The sequence below is a fragment of the Pseudomonas sp. ICMP 561 genome, assembly GCF_002699985.1.
In the GTDB taxonomy this organism is placed as follows: domain Bacteria; phylum Pseudomonadota; class Gammaproteobacteria; order Pseudomonadales; family Pseudomonadaceae; genus Aquipseudomonas; species Aquipseudomonas quasicaspiana.
Map to the genome: position 1 here is coordinate 1 of NZ_LKBT01000029.1, position 15,957 is coordinate 15,957.

Sequence of the window (15,957 nt, forward strand, 5' to 3'; positions counted from 1 at the left end):
CTTCCTCGAATAGGCCTTATACATAGATGCAACCGGGTAGCAGTGTTCAAAAAGCGGGTTGAAAGTAGGGGCGAGTCCATACATAGGACCGGCTTTAGCCGGGAGGGCGTCGGGACATTCACCAAATCTTCTTCACCAGAAATACCGCCCTCCCGGCTAAAGCCGGTCCTACGGGATTGCAAACAAACAGAATCCTCCACCTGAGATCACCTGCAGTTTCATCACTCCTCAGCCCTGCTTCGGATCCGCCGACGTACCCGGTCTCGGCTGCTCACCCTGTTCATTCATCTGCTTGTTCTTCTCGCCAATCTTCCCGGCATTCTCCGGTTTGTGGTCGAGGTCTTCGCGGTTCGATTCCTGATCTTTGGTTTGCTCGGTCATCACGGCATCTCTTGTTGTCTGTGGGCTGGTTAGTGGTCGTTAGAGATTGGGCAACACAGCACGCGCAAGATTCGCAATATTTTCCGGATGGATCGCATCTGATCCAGACCGTTGAGCGTTAATATCAGCACCCCCGCAGGCGCTTACGGGGAAATACATATCGCAACGAATCAGGTGAGTGGGGCAGCAGGGATGAAGAGTTGTAACGTTATCAGGGTCTTATGGGGCGCGGTGATACTTGCCTCGTCCTGTGCTGTGCATGCCTATACGGTGAATGAGTGCACCGAAAACTGGTACCCACTGGCAAAGCCTGGCGAGCGGAGTTATGAGCAGCATCCCGAGAAGAAAGGAATTTGCGTCGAACAGAAAATTACCGTGAAGGGCCGCCAACTGGTTGAGATTGGTGGCAAAGGCTACTTCATGACTGATTCAAAGAGAGAAAGCACGGCGTGCCCGCGCTCTGGTGATGGTGTGGGCATACCCATCCCCGCATGCATACTCCCATCAAAGATGCAGCGCAATGTGGTGCGTGAAGAGCGTGGCTATTATCTGCTGACGCCCCATGGCGCCGACTTGCGACGCTTGGGCGAGTCCTGGTATTCAACTGATGGCCGCACGGTGTTTCTCACTCCTACCCCTATTGAAGGTGCGGACCCTGAAACTTTCCAGGCATTTGATACGTCGGGCGCTGATGAACACGATGATTGGGCAAAGGATCGCAACCACATTTATCACGATGACAAGCCGATGCCGGACATGGCCCTGGGTGAGATGCAGTTCATAGGGCCGTTTGTGATTAATGCTGGCCGTGTATTCGAGGTTGTCCTGAGTAGCGTGAAAGAGAGACCCGATGTCCTGCCGACACTGACTATGCTTGCTCCCCAAAATTTAAACCATCTGAGTCTGGTCAGCGATGGGCGTCGTCTCTACCTGAGAGGAAAGGCTGTGAACAGCCTTAATGAACTCGATGGCTATTATGCACCTGACATCAAAACCTTATCTCCAACCTGTCCGGTAGCCGGTCATCCTGACCTTCGCTGCAAGGCGAATCACCCTCAGGTTTTCGAAAACGGCACGGAATCACGCCTTGCCCTTGCAGGAAAGGATGTGCTGTATTTTCGTGGCGTGAACGATGTGAAGCGCATCTCGAATGTGCCCGACCTGGTGTTCTTCAGGCCGGACAATACGGCGTATGTTCTTGGGATCAGTGGGCAGCGCTTGTACACCATAAGCGGTCCTGGCACCTCACCGGTTGCAGGGCCATCCTTTCGTGGACACATCAGCGGTCCGATAGCCGGAGCGCTTGTCGACGAGGAAGGCTTCATCACCTCGTTCCCGCAGTCGAATCTGAAGAAGTGCTCTACAAATTCTCGCCTTCCAGCCTGGCCGAAAGCGGGCGATTCGAGTCGTCTCGGCGCACTGCGACAACTGGCTGAGACAGAAATACCCGAAGGCTTTGCGGTGGCGCTGGAGAACGAGCGCTACCGTTATCTGTTTGTCAGCCGCGAGAAACGTAGCGCTGGCGATACGGTGATAGATCGCAGCGATGGCCGCCGCGTGCTTGCTGATTGTCGGCAGGACTAGGCGGGGTTCTATCAAGCGAAATGCAATTTCCTGGTCGACCCCAATCCTGAGATGAACCGGCATCGATGGCACCACGCTGTCGCACAGAAAACAAAGGGTCCGTAGGACCGGCTTTAGCCGGGAGGGCAATTTCTCTGACGAGAGAGCAGAGTGGGTGTTCCGACGTCCTCCCGGCTAAAGCCGGTCCTATATAATCCCGGTATTTCAGTCTGTTATGCGTTATTTCATGGAAGCGCACGAGCACCGCGCGGCCGCGATAGCGGTGTAAGCGGTGGCCGCTGCGCAACGCAGCAGGTCGGCGGCGTGGGCCATGGATTGGGTGGCTGAATCGGTGTTGGTGTCGAGCATGTACAAACTCCTATTGGTAATGGAGCCAGCACGCATCGCGACTAAACGAAGGGTGGCGGCTGTGCAGCAGGTTAGTCGACCGGGCAATAGGAGAAACCGGCGCACCCGAAGGTGCCCTGCGCACAGCCACCATAACGGTGAGCACGTGTGCGCCTATTGGTCCGGGCGACTAAACCCGATCGCTGATGTGCAGCGACCGACGCAGCCTAGTGAGGCGGATTTACAGGCGCAAGTGAGGGACAAGTTTCTCGGAAATGTCTGGCAGGGGGAAGTGATGGTGTCTGGCAAGAGTGTTTCAGGAAGTGGGTTTCTCCCGACAGAGCAGGCGTCCAGAGCCACAGTGTATTCAGCGCAACGGCGGCAGGTTTTGCAATCAAACCCGATCCGTCATCGCCGCCAACGCCACCGAAGTCGCCGCAGTCCGTGTTTCCACACCCAGCTTGATGTAGATATGTTCCAGGTGCTTGTTCACGGTGCGCGGGCTGAGTTGCAGGATGTCGCCGATGTCTTTGTTGGTCTTGCCGCAGGACACCCAGCGCAGCACTTCGATTTCCCGTTCGGTGAGCTGGAAGCGGCTGGATAGTTTGCCGTAGGCGGGTTTGTCGTCGAAGCCCAGGCTGGCGGATTGCGAGGCGCTGCGGGCGGATTGCAGGATGCGTGCGGTGCGCAGATGGGAGGCGACCCGGGCCAGGACTTCGTCGCAGACGATGGGTTTGGTCACGTAGTCGATGGCCCCGGCTTCGAAGCCTTTGACGACATGTTCGCTGTCGGTGAGGGCGGTCATGAACAGGATCGGGATGTTGGCGCTTTCTGGCTGCGCCTTGATCCGGCGACAGGTTTCGAAGCCGTCCAGGCCGGGCATCATGGCGTCGAGCAGGATCAGGTCCGGGCGTCGGCGCTGAATACGGTTCAGTGCGCTGCTGCCGTCCAGGGCCACCAACACCATGTAACCGGCTTCGTCCAGCGCGTCGGAGAGCAGCGCGAGATTATCCGGCGTGTCGTCGACGATCAGGATGATGCCGTTGTCAGCGGGTTGGGTCGGGGCGTTCATTGAGGGCCTCCTTCAGTTGCAGGCTGAGTTCATCCAGACGAAAGCCCTTGGCAAGGTTTCGCAGGTCGGCGATGAAGCTGGCGCTGGTGACGCTTTCACGCTCGATGGCATCGAGTTTGGCTTGAATGCCGCGTACATAACCCAGGCCGCACAGCTCGTACAGATCCAACAGGTCCTGACGGGGCGGCAGTGTCCACGGCGTTTTGACCACCGACATTGTGCGCAGGCGGCGTAACCATTGCAGTTGCAAGTGGTGTTGAATGCGGTCCAGCAGTTGCTGGATGTGTACCGGTTTGGCGAGATAGTCGTCGCAGACCTCGGGCAGGCTGCGCTCTTTGTCGTCGGTGAACGGGTTGGCGTTGGCGGAAATAATAATGATCGGTGCCAAAGACAGGGCATTGCGGCGGATCAGGCGGCTGGTCTCCCAGCCGTCCATGTCCGGCATCGACAGGTCCATAAGAATCAGGTCCGGGTGCAGCAGCGATACCTGACGAATGGCTTCCTGACCGTTCGCAGCCTGGGCCACTTCAAAGCCCAATGGCGCGAGCATGCCGCTGATGACCTTGCGATGCTCAATGTGATCGTCCACCACCAGAATCAGCCGTCGCTCGCCCTCATAACCCATGACGTCGTGATCCACATGGATCACCGCCTTGGGCACGCGTACTTCGGACAGAAACAGCCGGACCTGAAAACGTGTGCCTTCGTCGGGCTGGCTGGTGACGGACAAGGCGCCGCCCATCAACGAGGTGAGCATGCGGGTGATGGTCAGTCCCAGGCCGACGCCGTTGTCCTGACGCACCAGACCGCCGCGTTCGAAGGGCTGGAAGATCCGGTCGATCTGCTCGGGAGCAATACCGATGCCGGTGTCGATGATGTCAAAAATCGCCGTTTCCCGGCGGTAACTGACCAGCAGGCAGACTTCGCCGCTGTCGGTGAAATTCACTGCGTTGCCCAGCAAGTTGATGAGGATTTGCCGCACGCGCTTTTCGTCGCCGCGGACCACCGCTGGCATGCGGCCTTCCACATGGAGACGGAAGGTCAGGCCTTTTTCCCGCGCTGTCGGGGCAAACATTTGTTCCAGATCGTGAAGGAATTCCTGAAAGAGAATTTCCGACGGTTCAAGGCGTAGCTTACCGGCCTCGATTTTGGCGACATCGAGTAAGCCGTCGATCAACGACAGCAAGTGCGAGCTGCTGCGCAGGATGGTCGCCAGCGGGTCTTGCTGATGGGCCGGGGTTGCGGGGTCGCGTTGCAGAATCTGGGTGAAGCCGAGAATGCTGTTCAGTGGGGTACGCAGTTCGTGGGACAGGCCCGTGACATAGCGACTCTTGGCGGCGTTGGCTGCTTCCGATGCTTCCTTGGCTTTTTGCAACGCCTGGTCAGTTTTGTCGTGGGCGTCGATTTCCTGCATGAGCAAGGCAGTCTGGCGGTCCGATTCTTCCAGCGCGACGCGACGGCTTTCCCGGGTCAGCACCACCCACCAGGCCAGGATTCCGGCGAACACGCAGAGGGTGAAGAATGCCTTGAGGAACGCAAGAAACAGCGTGTGATGCACGGCGGGGGATTGATCGATCAGGCTGTGGGAAACCTGGCCATAGATCACCGCCAGGGCTCCGGAAATGGTCAGCAGCAACACGGTCAGCAAGCCGAGGTATTGCGCCAGGCGGGTATGCAGGTATTGCAGCGGCAGTTTCGGCAGCAGTTTGCTGATCACGTCTTCGAACTGCATCGACAGCCGTGCGCGGCTCTTGCACTGATCGGCGCAGCGGGCGTCCAGCGAGCAGCATAACGAGCAGATGGGCGAGCTGTAGGCCGGGCAGTAAGCCATGTCCGGCGTCTCGAATTCGTTGCTGCACAGGCCACAACGCAGGCTGGTCTGTTGACCCAGGGGGAAGAGTTGCAGCGGGTCGCTGGTGCGGGCGATGTAGTACCTGCCTTGCGTCCACCAGGCGATCAACGGTGCAGCAATCAACGCGGTGGTCAGGGAAATCAGCGGCGGGGCGGCCTGAGCCAGTTCGCCGAACGCCCCGAAATGGGCACAGATCGACAGCAGCGAGGCAATCGACATGGCGCCGACGCCGACGGGATTGATGTCGTACAGGTGCGCGCGTTTGAATTCGATGTGTTTCGGCGAGAAGCCCAGCGGCTTGTTGATCACCAGATCGGCCACCAGCGTGCCGATCCAGGCAATCGCTACGTTGGCGTACAGACCCAGCACTTGTTCGATGGCATCGAATACTCCCAGCTCCATGAGGATCAGGGCGATGGCGACGTTGAACACCAGCCACACCACACGGCCCGGATGGCTGTGGGTGACCCGGGCAAAGAAGTTCGACCAGGCCAGCGAGCCGGCGTAGGCATTGGTCAGGTTGATTTTGATCTGGGAAATGATCACGAACAGCACCATGGCCGCCAGCGCCCACTCCGGCGAGCTGAACACGTAACGAAACGCCACCAGATACATCTGCGTCGGTTCTGCGGCCCGTTCGATGGGCACTTCGTGTTGCAGAGCGAGAAAGGCCAGAAAGGCACCGGCCATGATTTTCAGCGCGCCGGGGATGATCCAGCCAGGCCCGGCCATTAGCAGAGCGGCCCACCAGCGTTTACGATTTTTGCGGGTCTTTTCCGGGAGAAAGCGTAAATAATCGACCTGTTCGCCGATTTGCGTCACCAACGACAGCGCGACGCTAAACGCTGCACCAAAGAACAGCAGGTTGAAGGTGCCACCTTCGCCCTCGCGCCCGGCAAAGGTCGTCAGGTCAGTGAGCGCTTCGGGGTTTTTCCAGATGACGAAGATGTACGGCACCAGCAGCAATGTCAGCCACAGCGGCTGCGACCACATCTGCAAACGGCTGATCAGGGTGATGCCGTACGCCACCAGCGGAATGATGATGATCGAGCAGATGACGTAGGCCATGGCCAGCGGGATCTGGAAATACAGCTCGATGGCCAAAGCCATGATCGCCGCTTCCAGGGCAAAGAACAGGAAGGTGAAGCTGGCGTAGATCAGCGACGTAATCGTCGAGCCAATGTAGCCAAAGCCGGCGCCCCGGGTCAGCAAATCCATGTCCACGCCGTAGCGGGCCGCGTAGTAGCTGATGGGCAGGCCGGTCAGAAAGATCACCAGCGCCGTGGCAAGGATCGCCCACAAGGTGTTGGTGAACCCGTAACTCATCACCAGCGCACCGCCGATGGCCTCCAGCGCCAAAAACGAAATCGCCCCGACAGCGGTGTTGGCGATGCGAAATTCCGACCATTTGCGGAAGGATTTCGGGGTGAAACGTAGGGCGTAATCCTCCATGGTCTCGTCGGCGACCAGGCTGTTGTAATCGCGGCGTACCTTGACAATGCGTTGAGAGCCGGAGGGTCGCACGGTTGATTTCCTGAAAGGTTATTGAATTGCCGACAGCAACTTCCGTGCCTGTGAGTTGAACCTCCGTTGTTCCTGACACGGCGCTGATCTTGTGTGCGAATTCATTCGCGAAGAGGCCGGTACATCCAGAGCTCATGCATCGCTTGAAATACCGCATTCCCGAATGAATTCGGTCCCACAGGTAACTCATGAACCTGTTGGAGCGAGGCTTGCCCGCGAAGGCGATGGCCTGATTTTCACAGGATGTGCTGGATTCACCGGCCTCTTCGCGGGCAAGCCTCGCTCCAACAGCGGCTTGTTTTAACACGGGCGCAATCATCCACTTTTTTACGCAATCCGACCCTACGTCAAATGACGTAGCCCGGTACGTCATGGTGCGTATACCGGGTTTTGTTCGCCGACTTCATGCTTGCCGCTACCTCGCCACAGCGCCTTGCGGACTGTGGGGGCCCACAAGCACAGGAGCGGGAACATGGATTCACGACTGACAGGCGCCAAAAGGTTTTTGCCACGTCGATTGACGCTGGGCGCTGCTGCGCTTTCGCTGATGGCGGCAGGGGTGTTCGGGCAAGTGGCGGTGGCCGATGACGCCAACACCACCGGGCTTGCCGTGACCGCCACCGAAGTGACCGTCGGCCAGTTGCACTCGGCCACCGGCACCATGGCGATTTCCGAGACCGGTTCGATTCAGGCCGAGCGTCTGGCCATCGATCAGATCAACGCCTCGGGCGGCATCCTCGGTCGGCAGATCAAAGTCGTGCAGGAAGACGGCGCATCTGACTGGCCGACCTTTGCCGAGAAAGCCAAGAAGCTGCTGGTCGGCGACAAGGTCGCGGCGGTGTTCGGCTGCTGGACCTCGGCCTCGCGCAAAGCCGTGTTGCCGGTGTTCGAAAAAGAAAACGGCTTGCTGTACTACCCGACCTTTTATGAAGGCCTGGAACAGTCGAAAAACGTGATTTATACCGGCCAGGAAGCCACCCAGCAGATCCTTGCCAGCCTCGACTGGATCGCCAAGACCAAAGGCGCCAAGACCTTCTACCTGATCGGTTCGGATTACATCTGGCCGCGCACCTCCATGAAGATCGCCCGCAAACACATTGAAAACGTGCTCAAAGGCACGGTGGTTGGCGAGGACTACTACCCGCTGGGCAACACTCAATTCGGATCGCTGATCAACAAGGTCAAGCTGAAGAAGCCTGACGTAGTGTTCGCAGCCGTGGTCGGTGGCTCCAACGTTGCCTTCTACAAACAGATGAAAGCCGCAGGCGTGACGGCTGAGAAACAGAACCTGCTGACCCTGTCGGTGACCGAAGACGAATTGCTGGGTATCGGCGGCGAAAACATGAAGGGCTTCTACGCCTCCATGAAGTACTTCCAGAGCCTCGACAACCCCAACAACAAAGCATTTGTTGACGCCTTCAAAGCCAAATACGGCAAGGACTCGGTGATGGGTGACGTGACCCAGGCCGCTTATCTCGGCCCATGGTTATGGAAAGCAGCGGTGGAGAAGGCTGGTAGCTTCGACATCGACAAAGTGGTCGCCGCATCACCTGGCATCGAGCTGAAAACCGCACCTGAAGGCTACGTCAAGGTGCACGAAAACCACCACCTGTGGAGCAAGACCCGCATTGGTGAAGTGCAGGCTGACGGCCAGTTCAAGGTGATCTACGAGTCGGACCTGATCGAGCCGAATCCGTTTCCGAAGGGTTATCAGTAGCCGCTGAATCCACCATCCCTGTAGGAGTGAGCTTGCTCGCGATCGGCTGCGAAGCAGTCGTAAAAAATGGCGAATCCAACATTGTTTGAAGGCCGTGCCGGCCTTATCGCGAGCAAGCTCACTCCTACAGTTGAATTGAGGTGGCGTTTTCGCGCACCTCTTTCCACCTCGGAGACCATCATCATGGAATGGCTATCGGAATTTGGTGCCATCGCGGCCATGCAGGGGTTCAACGGGTTATCCGTGTTCTGCGTACTGCTGCTGATGGCCTTGGGGCTGGCGATTATTTTTGGCCAGATGGGCGTCATCAACATGGCCCACGGTGAATTTCTCACCATCGGCGCGTACACCACTTACGTGATGTCCAGCCTGACGTTGCAGTACATGCCGTCCATGCAGCCTTATTACTTTTTCTTCGCCATCGCGTTGTCGTTCGTGGTGGCCGGTGCCATCGGCTGGGTGGTCGAATCGGTGATGATCAGCCGTTTGTACCACCGTCCACTGGATACCTTGCTCGCCACCTGGGGTTTGTCGCTGGTGATGCAGCAAGCCTTTCGCTCGATCTTTGGTGCCCGGGAAGTCAGCGCCACGCCGCCTGAATGGCTGATGGGCTCGGTCAGCCTCAGCGATGCCATCGAGATTCCTCGTAACGGCCTGTTCGTCATGGGCCTGACCATTCTGCTGACCGCGACGATTTTCCTGATGCTGTACCGCACCCGTTGGGGCCTGCACGTTCGCGCCACGGTGCAGAACCGGATCATGAGCCGTGCAGTGGGGATCAATACCCGCAAGGTCGACCGCATGACGTTTGCCCTCGGCTGCGGTGTCGCCGGAGTCGCCGGTGCCGCGTTCACCACCATCGGCTCCACCGGGCCAACCGCGGGTTCGCTGTACATCGTCGACACCTTCCTGGTGGTGGTTTTCGGTGGCGCGCAAAGCCTGTTCGGCACCATCGCGTCGGCGTTTGCCATCGCTCAAACCCAGTCGATTTCCGAATTCTTCATGAGTGGTTCCATGGCCAAGGTGCTGACCCTGTCAGCCGTGATCCTGATTCTGCTGATGCGCCCGCAAGGGTTGTTTTCCAGCAAGGTCCGTAAATGAACGTGTACGAAATTAAGGCGGCCCCATGAATGCTCTGAACAAAATGCTCGGCGGCAAGCAAGGCGTGGTTGGCCTGCTGATCCTGGCCGCGCTGATTCTGGTGGTGTTCCCGCTGACGCTGGACGCCTTCAGGTTGAACATGGTCGGCAAATACCTGACCTATGCTTTCGTCGCCGTTGGCCTGGTGCTGTGCTGGGGCTACGGCGGGATTCTCAGTCTCGGCCAAGGCGTGTTCTTCGGCCTGGGCGGGTACTGCATGGCGATGTTTCTAAAGCTGGAAGCATCGGATCCGGAAAGCACCAAAATCCAGTCCACCCCCGGCATTCCGGACTTCATGGACTGGAACCAGATCACCGAATTGCCGTGGTTGTGGGTACCGTTTCACAGCTTCACATTCACGGTGATCGCGGTGATCGGCGTGCCGGTGATTCTCGCCCTGGTGATCGGGTTGGCGATGTTCAAACGCCGCGTGGGCGATGTGTATTTTTCCATCGTGACTCAAGCCATCGCGCTGATTCTTACCGTGCTGATCATCGGCCAGCAAGGGTTGACCGGCGGCGTCAATGGCATCACCGATCTGAAGACCCTGCTGGGTTGGGACATCCGTGGAGACGGGGCGAAACTGGCTTTGTACTTCATCAATGCAGGGCTGCTGCTGGTCTGCATTCTGATCGGCAAATTCATCCTCGCCTCCAAGCTCGGCCGACTGCTGATGGCCATGCGCGACAAGGAAGAGCGGGTGCGTTTTTCCGGCTATGACGTGGCCAGTTTCAAGATCTTCGTGTTCTGCGTGGCGGCAGCGTTCTCGGCCATCGGCGGGGCGATGTTCGCCTTGCAGGTGGGCTTCATGTCGCCGTCCTTCGTGGGCATCGTGCCCTCCATCGAAATGGTGATCTTCGCCGCCGTGGGCGGGCGCATGTCGCTGCTCGGCGCGGTGTACGGCTCGCTGCTGGTCAACTACGGCAAGACCTATTTTTCCGAGTCCTTCCCTGAGTTGTGGCTGTACCTGATGGGTGGCCTGTTCATCGCGGTGGTCATGTACTTCCCCAACGGCCTGGCCGGTTTGTGGGAAAGCCACGGCCGCAAATGGCTCGCCAAAGTGCGCGGCAAGCCTGCGCCTGTGCTTGAAAAGCCGCATATCACACCGGTTCAGGCCATGCCGAAAGCCAGCGCCACGCCACTGGAGACTCAGCCATGAACAGCCCGACTGGCTTTCAAATGAACAAACCGGTGCTGGCGATCGAAGGGCTGACCGTGTCTTTTGACGGCTTCAAGGCGGTGGATGACCTCAATCTGTACATCGACCGCAACGAAGTGCGGGTGGTGATCGGTCCTAACGGCGCTGGCAAAACCACTGTCCTGGATCTGATCTGCGGGAAGACTCGGGCCACGGGCGGCAGCATCCAGTTCGAGGGCCGGGAACTGACCAAAATGCATGAGTACGACATCGTCCGTGCCGGGGTCGGTCGTAAATTCCAGACCCCGTCGATCTACGACAACCTGAGCGTGTTCGAAAACCTGGAAATGTCTTTTCCGGCAGGGCGCTCGGTGTTCGGCGCGCTGTTTTTCAAGCGCTCCGATGAAGTGGTGGCGCGGGTCAGAGATGTGGCGGCGGACATCTTCCTCGGTGATCTGCTTGAACAGCAGGCGGGATTGCTCTCCCACGGCCAGAAGCAATGGCTGGAGATCGGCATGTTGCTCATGCAGGACCCACAACTGTTGATGCTCGACGAGCCGGTCGCCGGGATGAGCGTCAGTGAGCGTTCGCAGACGGCCGAGCTACTCAACCGGATCAGTCAGGGCCGCTCGGTGCTGGTCATCGAGCACGACATGGAGTTCGTTAAAAGCATCGCCCACAAGGTCACGGTGCTGCATCAGGGCAAGGTGCTGGCTGAAGGCAGCATGGAGTCGGTGCAGAGCAACCCGAAAGTCATTGAAGTTTATCTGGGCCACTAATCAGGAGCGCGGCATGTTCAAGATCAATCAGCTGGCGTGTGGTTATGGCCAGAGCCAGATCCTTCATGGCCTGGACCTCAGCGTCGAGAAGCAGGAAATCGTTGCGGTCATGGGCCGCAACGGCATGGGCAAGACCACGCTGTTCAAAAGCCTGATGGGCATCCTGCCGCAATGGGGCGGGCAGGTGCAGGTCGAGGGTGTGGACGTATCGGCCATGGAAACCCATTCGCGGGTTGAGCACGGCATGGCTTACGTGCCGCAGGGACGAATGATTTTCCCGGCCATGAGCGTGCTGGAAAACATCCAGACCGGCTTGCCTGCATCGGCTCGCGGCGTCGTGCCGGAAGATTTGTACGCGTTGTTTCCGGTGCTCTACGACATGCGCGGCCGACGTGGCGGCAACCTGTCCGGCGGACAGCAACAACAACTGGCGATTGCCCGTGCGCTGGCGACCAACCCGAAGGTGTTGCTGCTCGATGAGCCAACCGAAGGTATCCAGCCGTCGATCATCAAGGACATCGCCCGCACCCTGAAAGAGATCCGCACCTTGCGCAACCTGACCATCGTGGTCTCCGAGCAAGTGCTGTCGTTCACCCTGGAAATCGCAGACCGGTTCCTGGTGATCGAGAAGGGCCGCTTTGTGATTGAAGAGACCCGGGCCAATGTCGATGAAGCGACGATCAGTCGGTATTTGTCGGTGTAGTTCGCAGTGAATTTTTGTTGTCTGACCTGTCGTCATCGCGGGCAAGCGCGCTCCTACCGGGGAACGCAACCTGCCTGTAGGAGCGCGCTTGCCCGCGATAGGGTCGCCACCTAGCCTAAGGAGAAACGCCATGACCGAAACGCTGATCAAAGTCGACCTCAACCAGCCTGCCACTGAAAATGAGAACATCCACAATCGCTGGCACCCGGACATTCCGATGGCAGCCTGGGTCAAGCCGGGGGATGACTTTATCCTCGAAACCTATGACTGGACCGCAGGTGCGATCAAGAACGATGACGACGCCAGCGACGTGCGCGATGTGGACCTGTCCACCGTGCATTACCTGTCCGGCCCCATTGGCGTGCATGGTGCTGAGCCGGGTGACTTGCTGATCGTAGACTTGCTGGACATCGGCGCGCGGGCCGATTCCCAATGGGGGTTCAACGGCTTCTTTTCCCGGCAGAACGGCGGTGGCTTTCTGACCGATCATTTCCCTTCGGCACAGAAAGCCATCTGGGATTTCAAGGGCATGATGACCAGCTCCCGACACATTCCCGGTGTGGAATTCGCCGGTCTGATTCACCCTGGCCTGATCGGCTGTCTGCCGGATCACAAGATGCTCGCCGAGTGGAACAAGCGCGAACAGGAACTGATCGACACCAACCCGACCCGCGTACCGCCACTGGCCAACCCGCCCCATGCGAAAACCGCGCACCTGGGCAAACTCAAAGGCCCGGCTCGGGACATGGCTGCCGCGACCGGCGCTCGTACCGTGCCGCCTCGTGAGCACGGCGGCAACTGCGACATCAAGGATTTGTCCCGTGGTTCGAAGGTGTTCTTCCCGGTGTATGTGGACGGCGCGGGCCTGTCGGTGGGCGATCTGCACTTCAGCCAGGGCGATGGCGAGATCACCTTCTGCGGCGCAATCGAAATGGCCGGCTGGGTGCACATGCGCGTCGAGCTGATCAAGGGCGGCATGGAGAAATACGGCATCAAGAACCCGGTGTTCAAACCGAGCCCGATTGTGCCCACGTACAACAAGTACCTGATCTTCGAAGGTATCTCGGTGGACGAATCAGGCCAGCAGCACTATCTGGACGTCAACATTGCGTATCGCCAGGCGTGCCTGAACGCAATCAACTATATGACCAAGTTCGGCTACTCACCGGCTCAGGGTTATGCGTTGCTGGGTTCGGCACCGGTGCAGGGGCATATCAGCGGCATTGTCGATATCCCCAATGCCTGCGCGACGTTGTGGCTGCCGACCGAGATCTTCCAGTTCGACATCAACCCGAACGCCAACGGCCCGACCAAATTCATTGATGGGTTGGTTGATTTGCCGATTGCTTACGATTTGTAGTAGCGGTCGTCATTCGGCGGGACCTGTGATGCAAAACCTGTGGGAGCGAATTCATTCGCGAAGGCGGTGGTGAATGCGCCGACGTCTTCCCGGATGAATCCCGTCCCACAGATTGAGATAACGACCGGAGCAAATCTATGCCCCTATACGAATTCGATTGCCCCAGCTGTGGGGATTTTACAGCCCTCAAGCCCATGTCCGAAAGCGGTGCCCCCTGCGCCTGCCCGGATTGCGGCGAATCAAGCATGCGGGTGATCTTGTCCGCACCCGGTTTGAGCGCGGTGTCAGGCAACAAACGCCGCGCCATCGAGACCAACGAACGTAGTGCCCACGCACCGAAAACCGTTGCCGAGTATCAGGACAGCAAACGCCACCCCAGCGGCTGCAGTTGCTGCGGACCGAGCAAGCCCGTCGTGCCCACCAAAACCAACCCCCATGCGCTGAAAGGTAAAGCGGCAGGACGGCCGTGGATGATCAGTCATTGAAGATAGCTTGCCGGGCTGGGCACCCGAACCTTTGGGAGATTCTATGTTGGCCTGCAAACACAAATCTGTGGGAGTCGCCCCGGTGTCCCTGACACCACGCTGTCGCGCAGCAAACACGGACCCTGTAGGAGTGAGCTTGCTCGCGATTCGGCCTGTCAGTCGATGAATATATTGCCTGTACTGGAGCTATCGCGAGCAAGCTCACTCCTACAGTAAAAAGCATTCCAAATCAGATAGTTATATTTTGTTTGATAGGAGCGAGGCTTGCCCGCGATGCAGACGACTCGGTTTGTCAGCTACACCGTGTCATCGTTCATCGCGAGCAAGCTCACTCCTACAGGTGAGTGCCAATATTTGTGAGCGGTGCATTGGCCGAGCCGCATCCGGACAGGACGATAAACGATAACGCAGTGCAGTCTTCCAGCCTCGTCTCATGTATCGCGGGCAAGCCTCGCTCCCACAAAAGCATCGTGTCAAAAGGGTCAATTGCGCCAAGGCCTCAGCCACAACGCCAAGCCAATCAACAACACCGCCCCATACGCACAACTCAACCCCAATTGCAGCCAGGTGTTGCTGATCGGGTGCAGCACCAGCGCCGCGATCAGCATGGCCGCGGCGCCCAGTGCCCACTGGCTTTGCCAGGGTACAAATGTCAGCAATTGTTGGCGGCGCATCAGCAGCAGGCCGGTGATGATTGCGCCGATCAGTGCTGCAATGGCGATGCCGATCAGACCGAAGAAAAACGGCAGGACACCCAGCAGCAGGGCGTTGCACAGGTTGCCGATCAGCTCGCAGTTCAACGGCATGCGGGTATCCCCAGCCGCGTAGGCATAACGCGCAAGCAAGGCATTCCAGGCACCGAACATGAGGGGCACGGCAAACCAGGCGAGCAACTCCGGCAGCGGCCCGTCATGGGCCAGGGTTGGCAGCAGCAATACCACCAGCGCACCGGATGCGCCGATCAGACCGGCAATCGCGGGCAGGGTCAGCAAGGTGGCGCTGCTCAGGCCCTTGCGCAGCAGCACCAGACGCTGATCGGCAGCACTGCCGCTCATCAAACCCAGCAGCACCTGATTGAGACTCATCAAGGCAATCAGCGGCAGATTGATCAGCTTGCGCGCCAGGTTGATCCACGTCACTGCACCTTCACCCAGCAAGGAAGCGACCATGCGCTCCAGCAAGGCCAGACCCTGGCTGGCGAGGTTGCTGCTTAGCAGCGGCCCGATACGCTGCAGCAGTTCACGACCGATGCCGGGTTCAGCCTGCCACTGGAACGGTTTCCAGCCCATTCGGTACAACGTCGGTAGCAGCGTGCCGGGCATCAATAAACTGCCTAGCACGCAAGACAATGCCAGGCCGACTGGCGTCGCTGCATGGCTGGCGACGGCGAGATAGATCACCGGTGGCAGGTTGAACAGCAACGAACCCAGCCCCGCCATGACGAAGCGCGAGCGCGCCTGTAACGGTACACACAGCAACGCGTGCAACAGAAAGCCCGGCGCGCACCATGCCAGCCATTGCAGGCTGCCGCCCGCCAGCGCGTAACCACAGGCATCCAGTCCAGGCCCCACGCCACGCACCCACAGCGGTGCACCAAGACTCAACAGCAGCGCCAATGCCAGACCACAGAGCAGCAATCGTGGCGCCAGGGCATTCAGCCAACGCTGTTGGGCGAGCAGGTCTCGCTGTTGATACAACGGCAACGCTGCTGCGCTCAACAATCCGGCAGCCAGTGCCATGCGCAACGCTTCTGGAAGAAACATCGAGACCAGAAACGCGTCGCTCTGTGCACCCGCCCCCCAGGCGGCCACCAGCAGCCACTCCCGGGCAAATCCGGCAGCCAGCCCGGTGAGCGTGGCGAGCGTGAGCCACAGCGTTGAACCCAGCATGCATCA

Annotated in this window: 13 protein-coding genes; 8 read left to right on the forward strand and 5 right to left on the reverse strand. The window is 58.8% G+C overall.

The features are described 5' to 3' along the window. Positions 1 to 228: 228 nt before the first annotated feature. Positions 229 to 381 (reverse strand): hypothetical protein, encoded by a 153-nt coding sequence (locus AO242_RS19455; RefSeq protein ID WP_099270010.1) that lies wholly within the window; start codon positions 379 to 381, stop codon positions 229 to 231. Positions 382 to 492: 111 nt separating this feature from the next. On the opposite strand from AO242_RS19455, the gene AO242_RS19460 reads away from it, so the two are divergent. After that, positions 493 to 1,965: a DKNYY domain-containing protein gene (locus AO242_RS19460; RefSeq protein ID WP_141562230.1), complete on the forward strand. Its 1,473-nt coding sequence runs from the start codon at positions 493 to 495 to the stop codon at positions 1,963 to 1,965. Positions 1,966 to 2,184: 219 nt separating this feature from the next. Here AO242_RS19460 and AO242_RS29800 read toward each other — a convergent pair whose 3' ends face one another. From AO242_RS29800 to AO242_RS19470, 3 genes are all read right to left on the reverse strand, one after another. After that, a complete protein-coding gene (locus tag AO242_RS29800; protein WP_257153480.1) occupies positions 2,185 to 2,313 on the reverse strand; it encodes a hypothetical protein in 129 nt (42 codons plus the stop codon). A 373-nt stretch (positions 2,314 to 2,686) separates the two neighbouring features. After that, positions 2,687 to 3,364, reverse strand: coding sequence for a response regulator (locus AO242_RS19465; protein ID WP_027900947.1), 678 nt, complete (start codon positions 3,362 to 3,364; stop codon positions 2,687 to 2,689). Then, a complete protein-coding gene (locus tag AO242_RS19470) occupies positions 3,339 to 6,740 on the reverse strand; it encodes an ATP-binding protein (protein WP_099270012.1) in 3,402 nt (1,133 codons plus the stop codon). Before AO242_RS19470 ends, AO242_RS19465 begins: the two co-directional genes overlap by 26 nt. 472 nt (positions 6,741 to 7,212) lie before the next feature. Between AO242_RS19470 and urtA the strand changes: the two genes are divergently transcribed. The 7 genes from urtA (at position 7,213) to AO242_RS19505 (ending at position 14,062) form a co-directional block, all read left to right on the forward strand. Beyond that, complete coding sequence (gene urtA, locus AO242_RS19475; protein WP_099270013.1) at positions 7,213 to 8,457, forward strand: urea ABC transporter substrate-binding protein; 1,245 nt, start codon at positions 7,213 to 7,215, stop codon at positions 8,455 to 8,457. A gap of 183 nt (positions 8,458 to 8,640) precedes the next feature. Next, positions 8,641 to 9,558, forward strand: a complete 918-nt coding sequence (gene urtB / locus AO242_RS19480) for an urea ABC transporter permease subunit UrtB (protein WP_164581448.1) — start codon at positions 8,641 to 8,643, stop codon at positions 9,556 to 9,558. A gap of 25 nt (positions 9,559 to 9,583) precedes the next feature. Then, positions 9,584 to 10,756 (forward strand): urea ABC transporter permease subunit UrtC, encoded by a 1,173-nt coding sequence (gene urtC / locus AO242_RS19485; RefSeq protein WP_099270014.1) that lies wholly within the window; start codon positions 9,584 to 9,586, stop codon positions 10,754 to 10,756. After that, on the forward strand, positions 10,753 to 11,514 hold the full coding sequence (urtD, locus tag AO242_RS19490; RefSeq protein ID WP_027900942.1) for an urea ABC transporter ATP-binding protein UrtD: 762 nt from the start codon (positions 10,753 to 10,755) through the stop codon (positions 11,512 to 11,514). Before urtC ends, urtD begins: the two co-directional genes overlap by 4 nt. Positions 11,515 to 11,527: 13 nt before the next feature. Beyond that, the gene (urtE, locus tag AO242_RS19495) at positions 11,528 to 12,217 is read left to right on the forward strand and encodes an urea ABC transporter ATP-binding subunit UrtE (RefSeq protein WP_027900941.1); all 690 of its coding nucleotides are present in this window, start codon (positions 11,528 to 11,530) and stop codon (positions 12,215 to 12,217) included. A gap of 130 nt (positions 12,218 to 12,347) precedes the next feature. Further along, positions 12,348 to 13,577 (forward strand): formamidase, encoded by a 1,230-nt coding sequence (gene fmdA, locus AO242_RS19500; RefSeq protein ID WP_027898416.1) that lies wholly within the window; start codon positions 12,348 to 12,350, stop codon positions 13,575 to 13,577. A gap of 137 nt (positions 13,578 to 13,714) precedes the next feature. Further along, positions 13,715 to 14,062 (forward strand): FmdB family zinc ribbon protein, encoded by a 348-nt coding sequence (locus tag AO242_RS19505; protein WP_099270015.1) that lies wholly within the window; start codon positions 13,715 to 13,717, stop codon positions 14,060 to 14,062. A gap of 482 nt (positions 14,063 to 14,544) precedes the next feature. Here AO242_RS19505 and AO242_RS19510 read toward each other — a convergent pair whose 3' ends face one another. Next, positions 14,545 to 15,951: a lipid II flippase MurJ gene (locus AO242_RS19510; RefSeq protein WP_099270016.1), complete on the reverse strand. Its 1,407-nt coding sequence runs from the start codon at positions 15,949 to 15,951 to the stop codon at positions 14,545 to 14,547. Positions 15,952 to 15,957 lie beyond the last annotated feature (6 nt).

Excerpts from the sequence above, each read along its gene's own strand:
- urtE (WP_027900941.1), top strand. The coding sequence starts at position 11,528 with ATGTTCAAGATCAATCAGCTGGCGTGTGGTTATGGCCAGAGCCAGATC.
- fmdA (WP_027898416.1), top strand. The coding sequence starts at position 12,348 with ATGACCGAAACGCTGATCAAAGTCGACCTCAACCAGCCTGCCACTGAA.
- AO242_RS29800 (WP_257153480.1), bottom strand. The coding sequence starts at position 2,313 with ATGCTCGACACCAACACCGATTCAGCCACCCAATCCATGGCCCACGCC.
- urtA (WP_099270013.1), top strand. The coding sequence starts at position 7,213 with ATGGATTCACGACTGACAGGCGCCAAAAGGTTTTTGCCACGTCGATTG.
- urtC (WP_099270014.1), top strand. The coding sequence starts at position 9,584 with ATGAATGCTCTGAACAAAATGCTCGGCGGCAAGCAAGGCGTGGTTGGC.
- urtD (WP_027900942.1), top strand. The coding sequence starts at position 10,753 with ATGAACAGCCCGACTGGCTTTCAAATGAACAAACCGGTGCTGGCGATC.
- AO242_RS19505 (WP_099270015.1), top strand. The coding sequence starts at position 13,715 with ATGCCCCTATACGAATTCGATTGCCCCAGCTGTGGGGATTTTACAGCC.
- AO242_RS19455 (WP_099270010.1), bottom strand. The coding sequence starts at position 381 with ATGACCGAGCAAACCAAAGATCAGGAATCGAACCGCGAAGACCTCGAC.
- AO242_RS19465 (WP_027900947.1), bottom strand. The coding sequence starts at position 3,364 with ATGAACGCCCCGACCCAACCCGCTGACAACGGCATCATCCTGATCGTC.
- urtB (WP_164581448.1), top strand. The coding sequence starts at position 8,641 with ATGGAATGGCTATCGGAATTTGGTGCCATCGCGGCCATGCAGGGGTTC.
- AO242_RS19510 (WP_099270016.1), bottom strand. The coding sequence starts at position 15,951 with ATGCTGGGTTCAACGCTGTGGCTCACGCTCGCCACGCTCACCGGGCTG.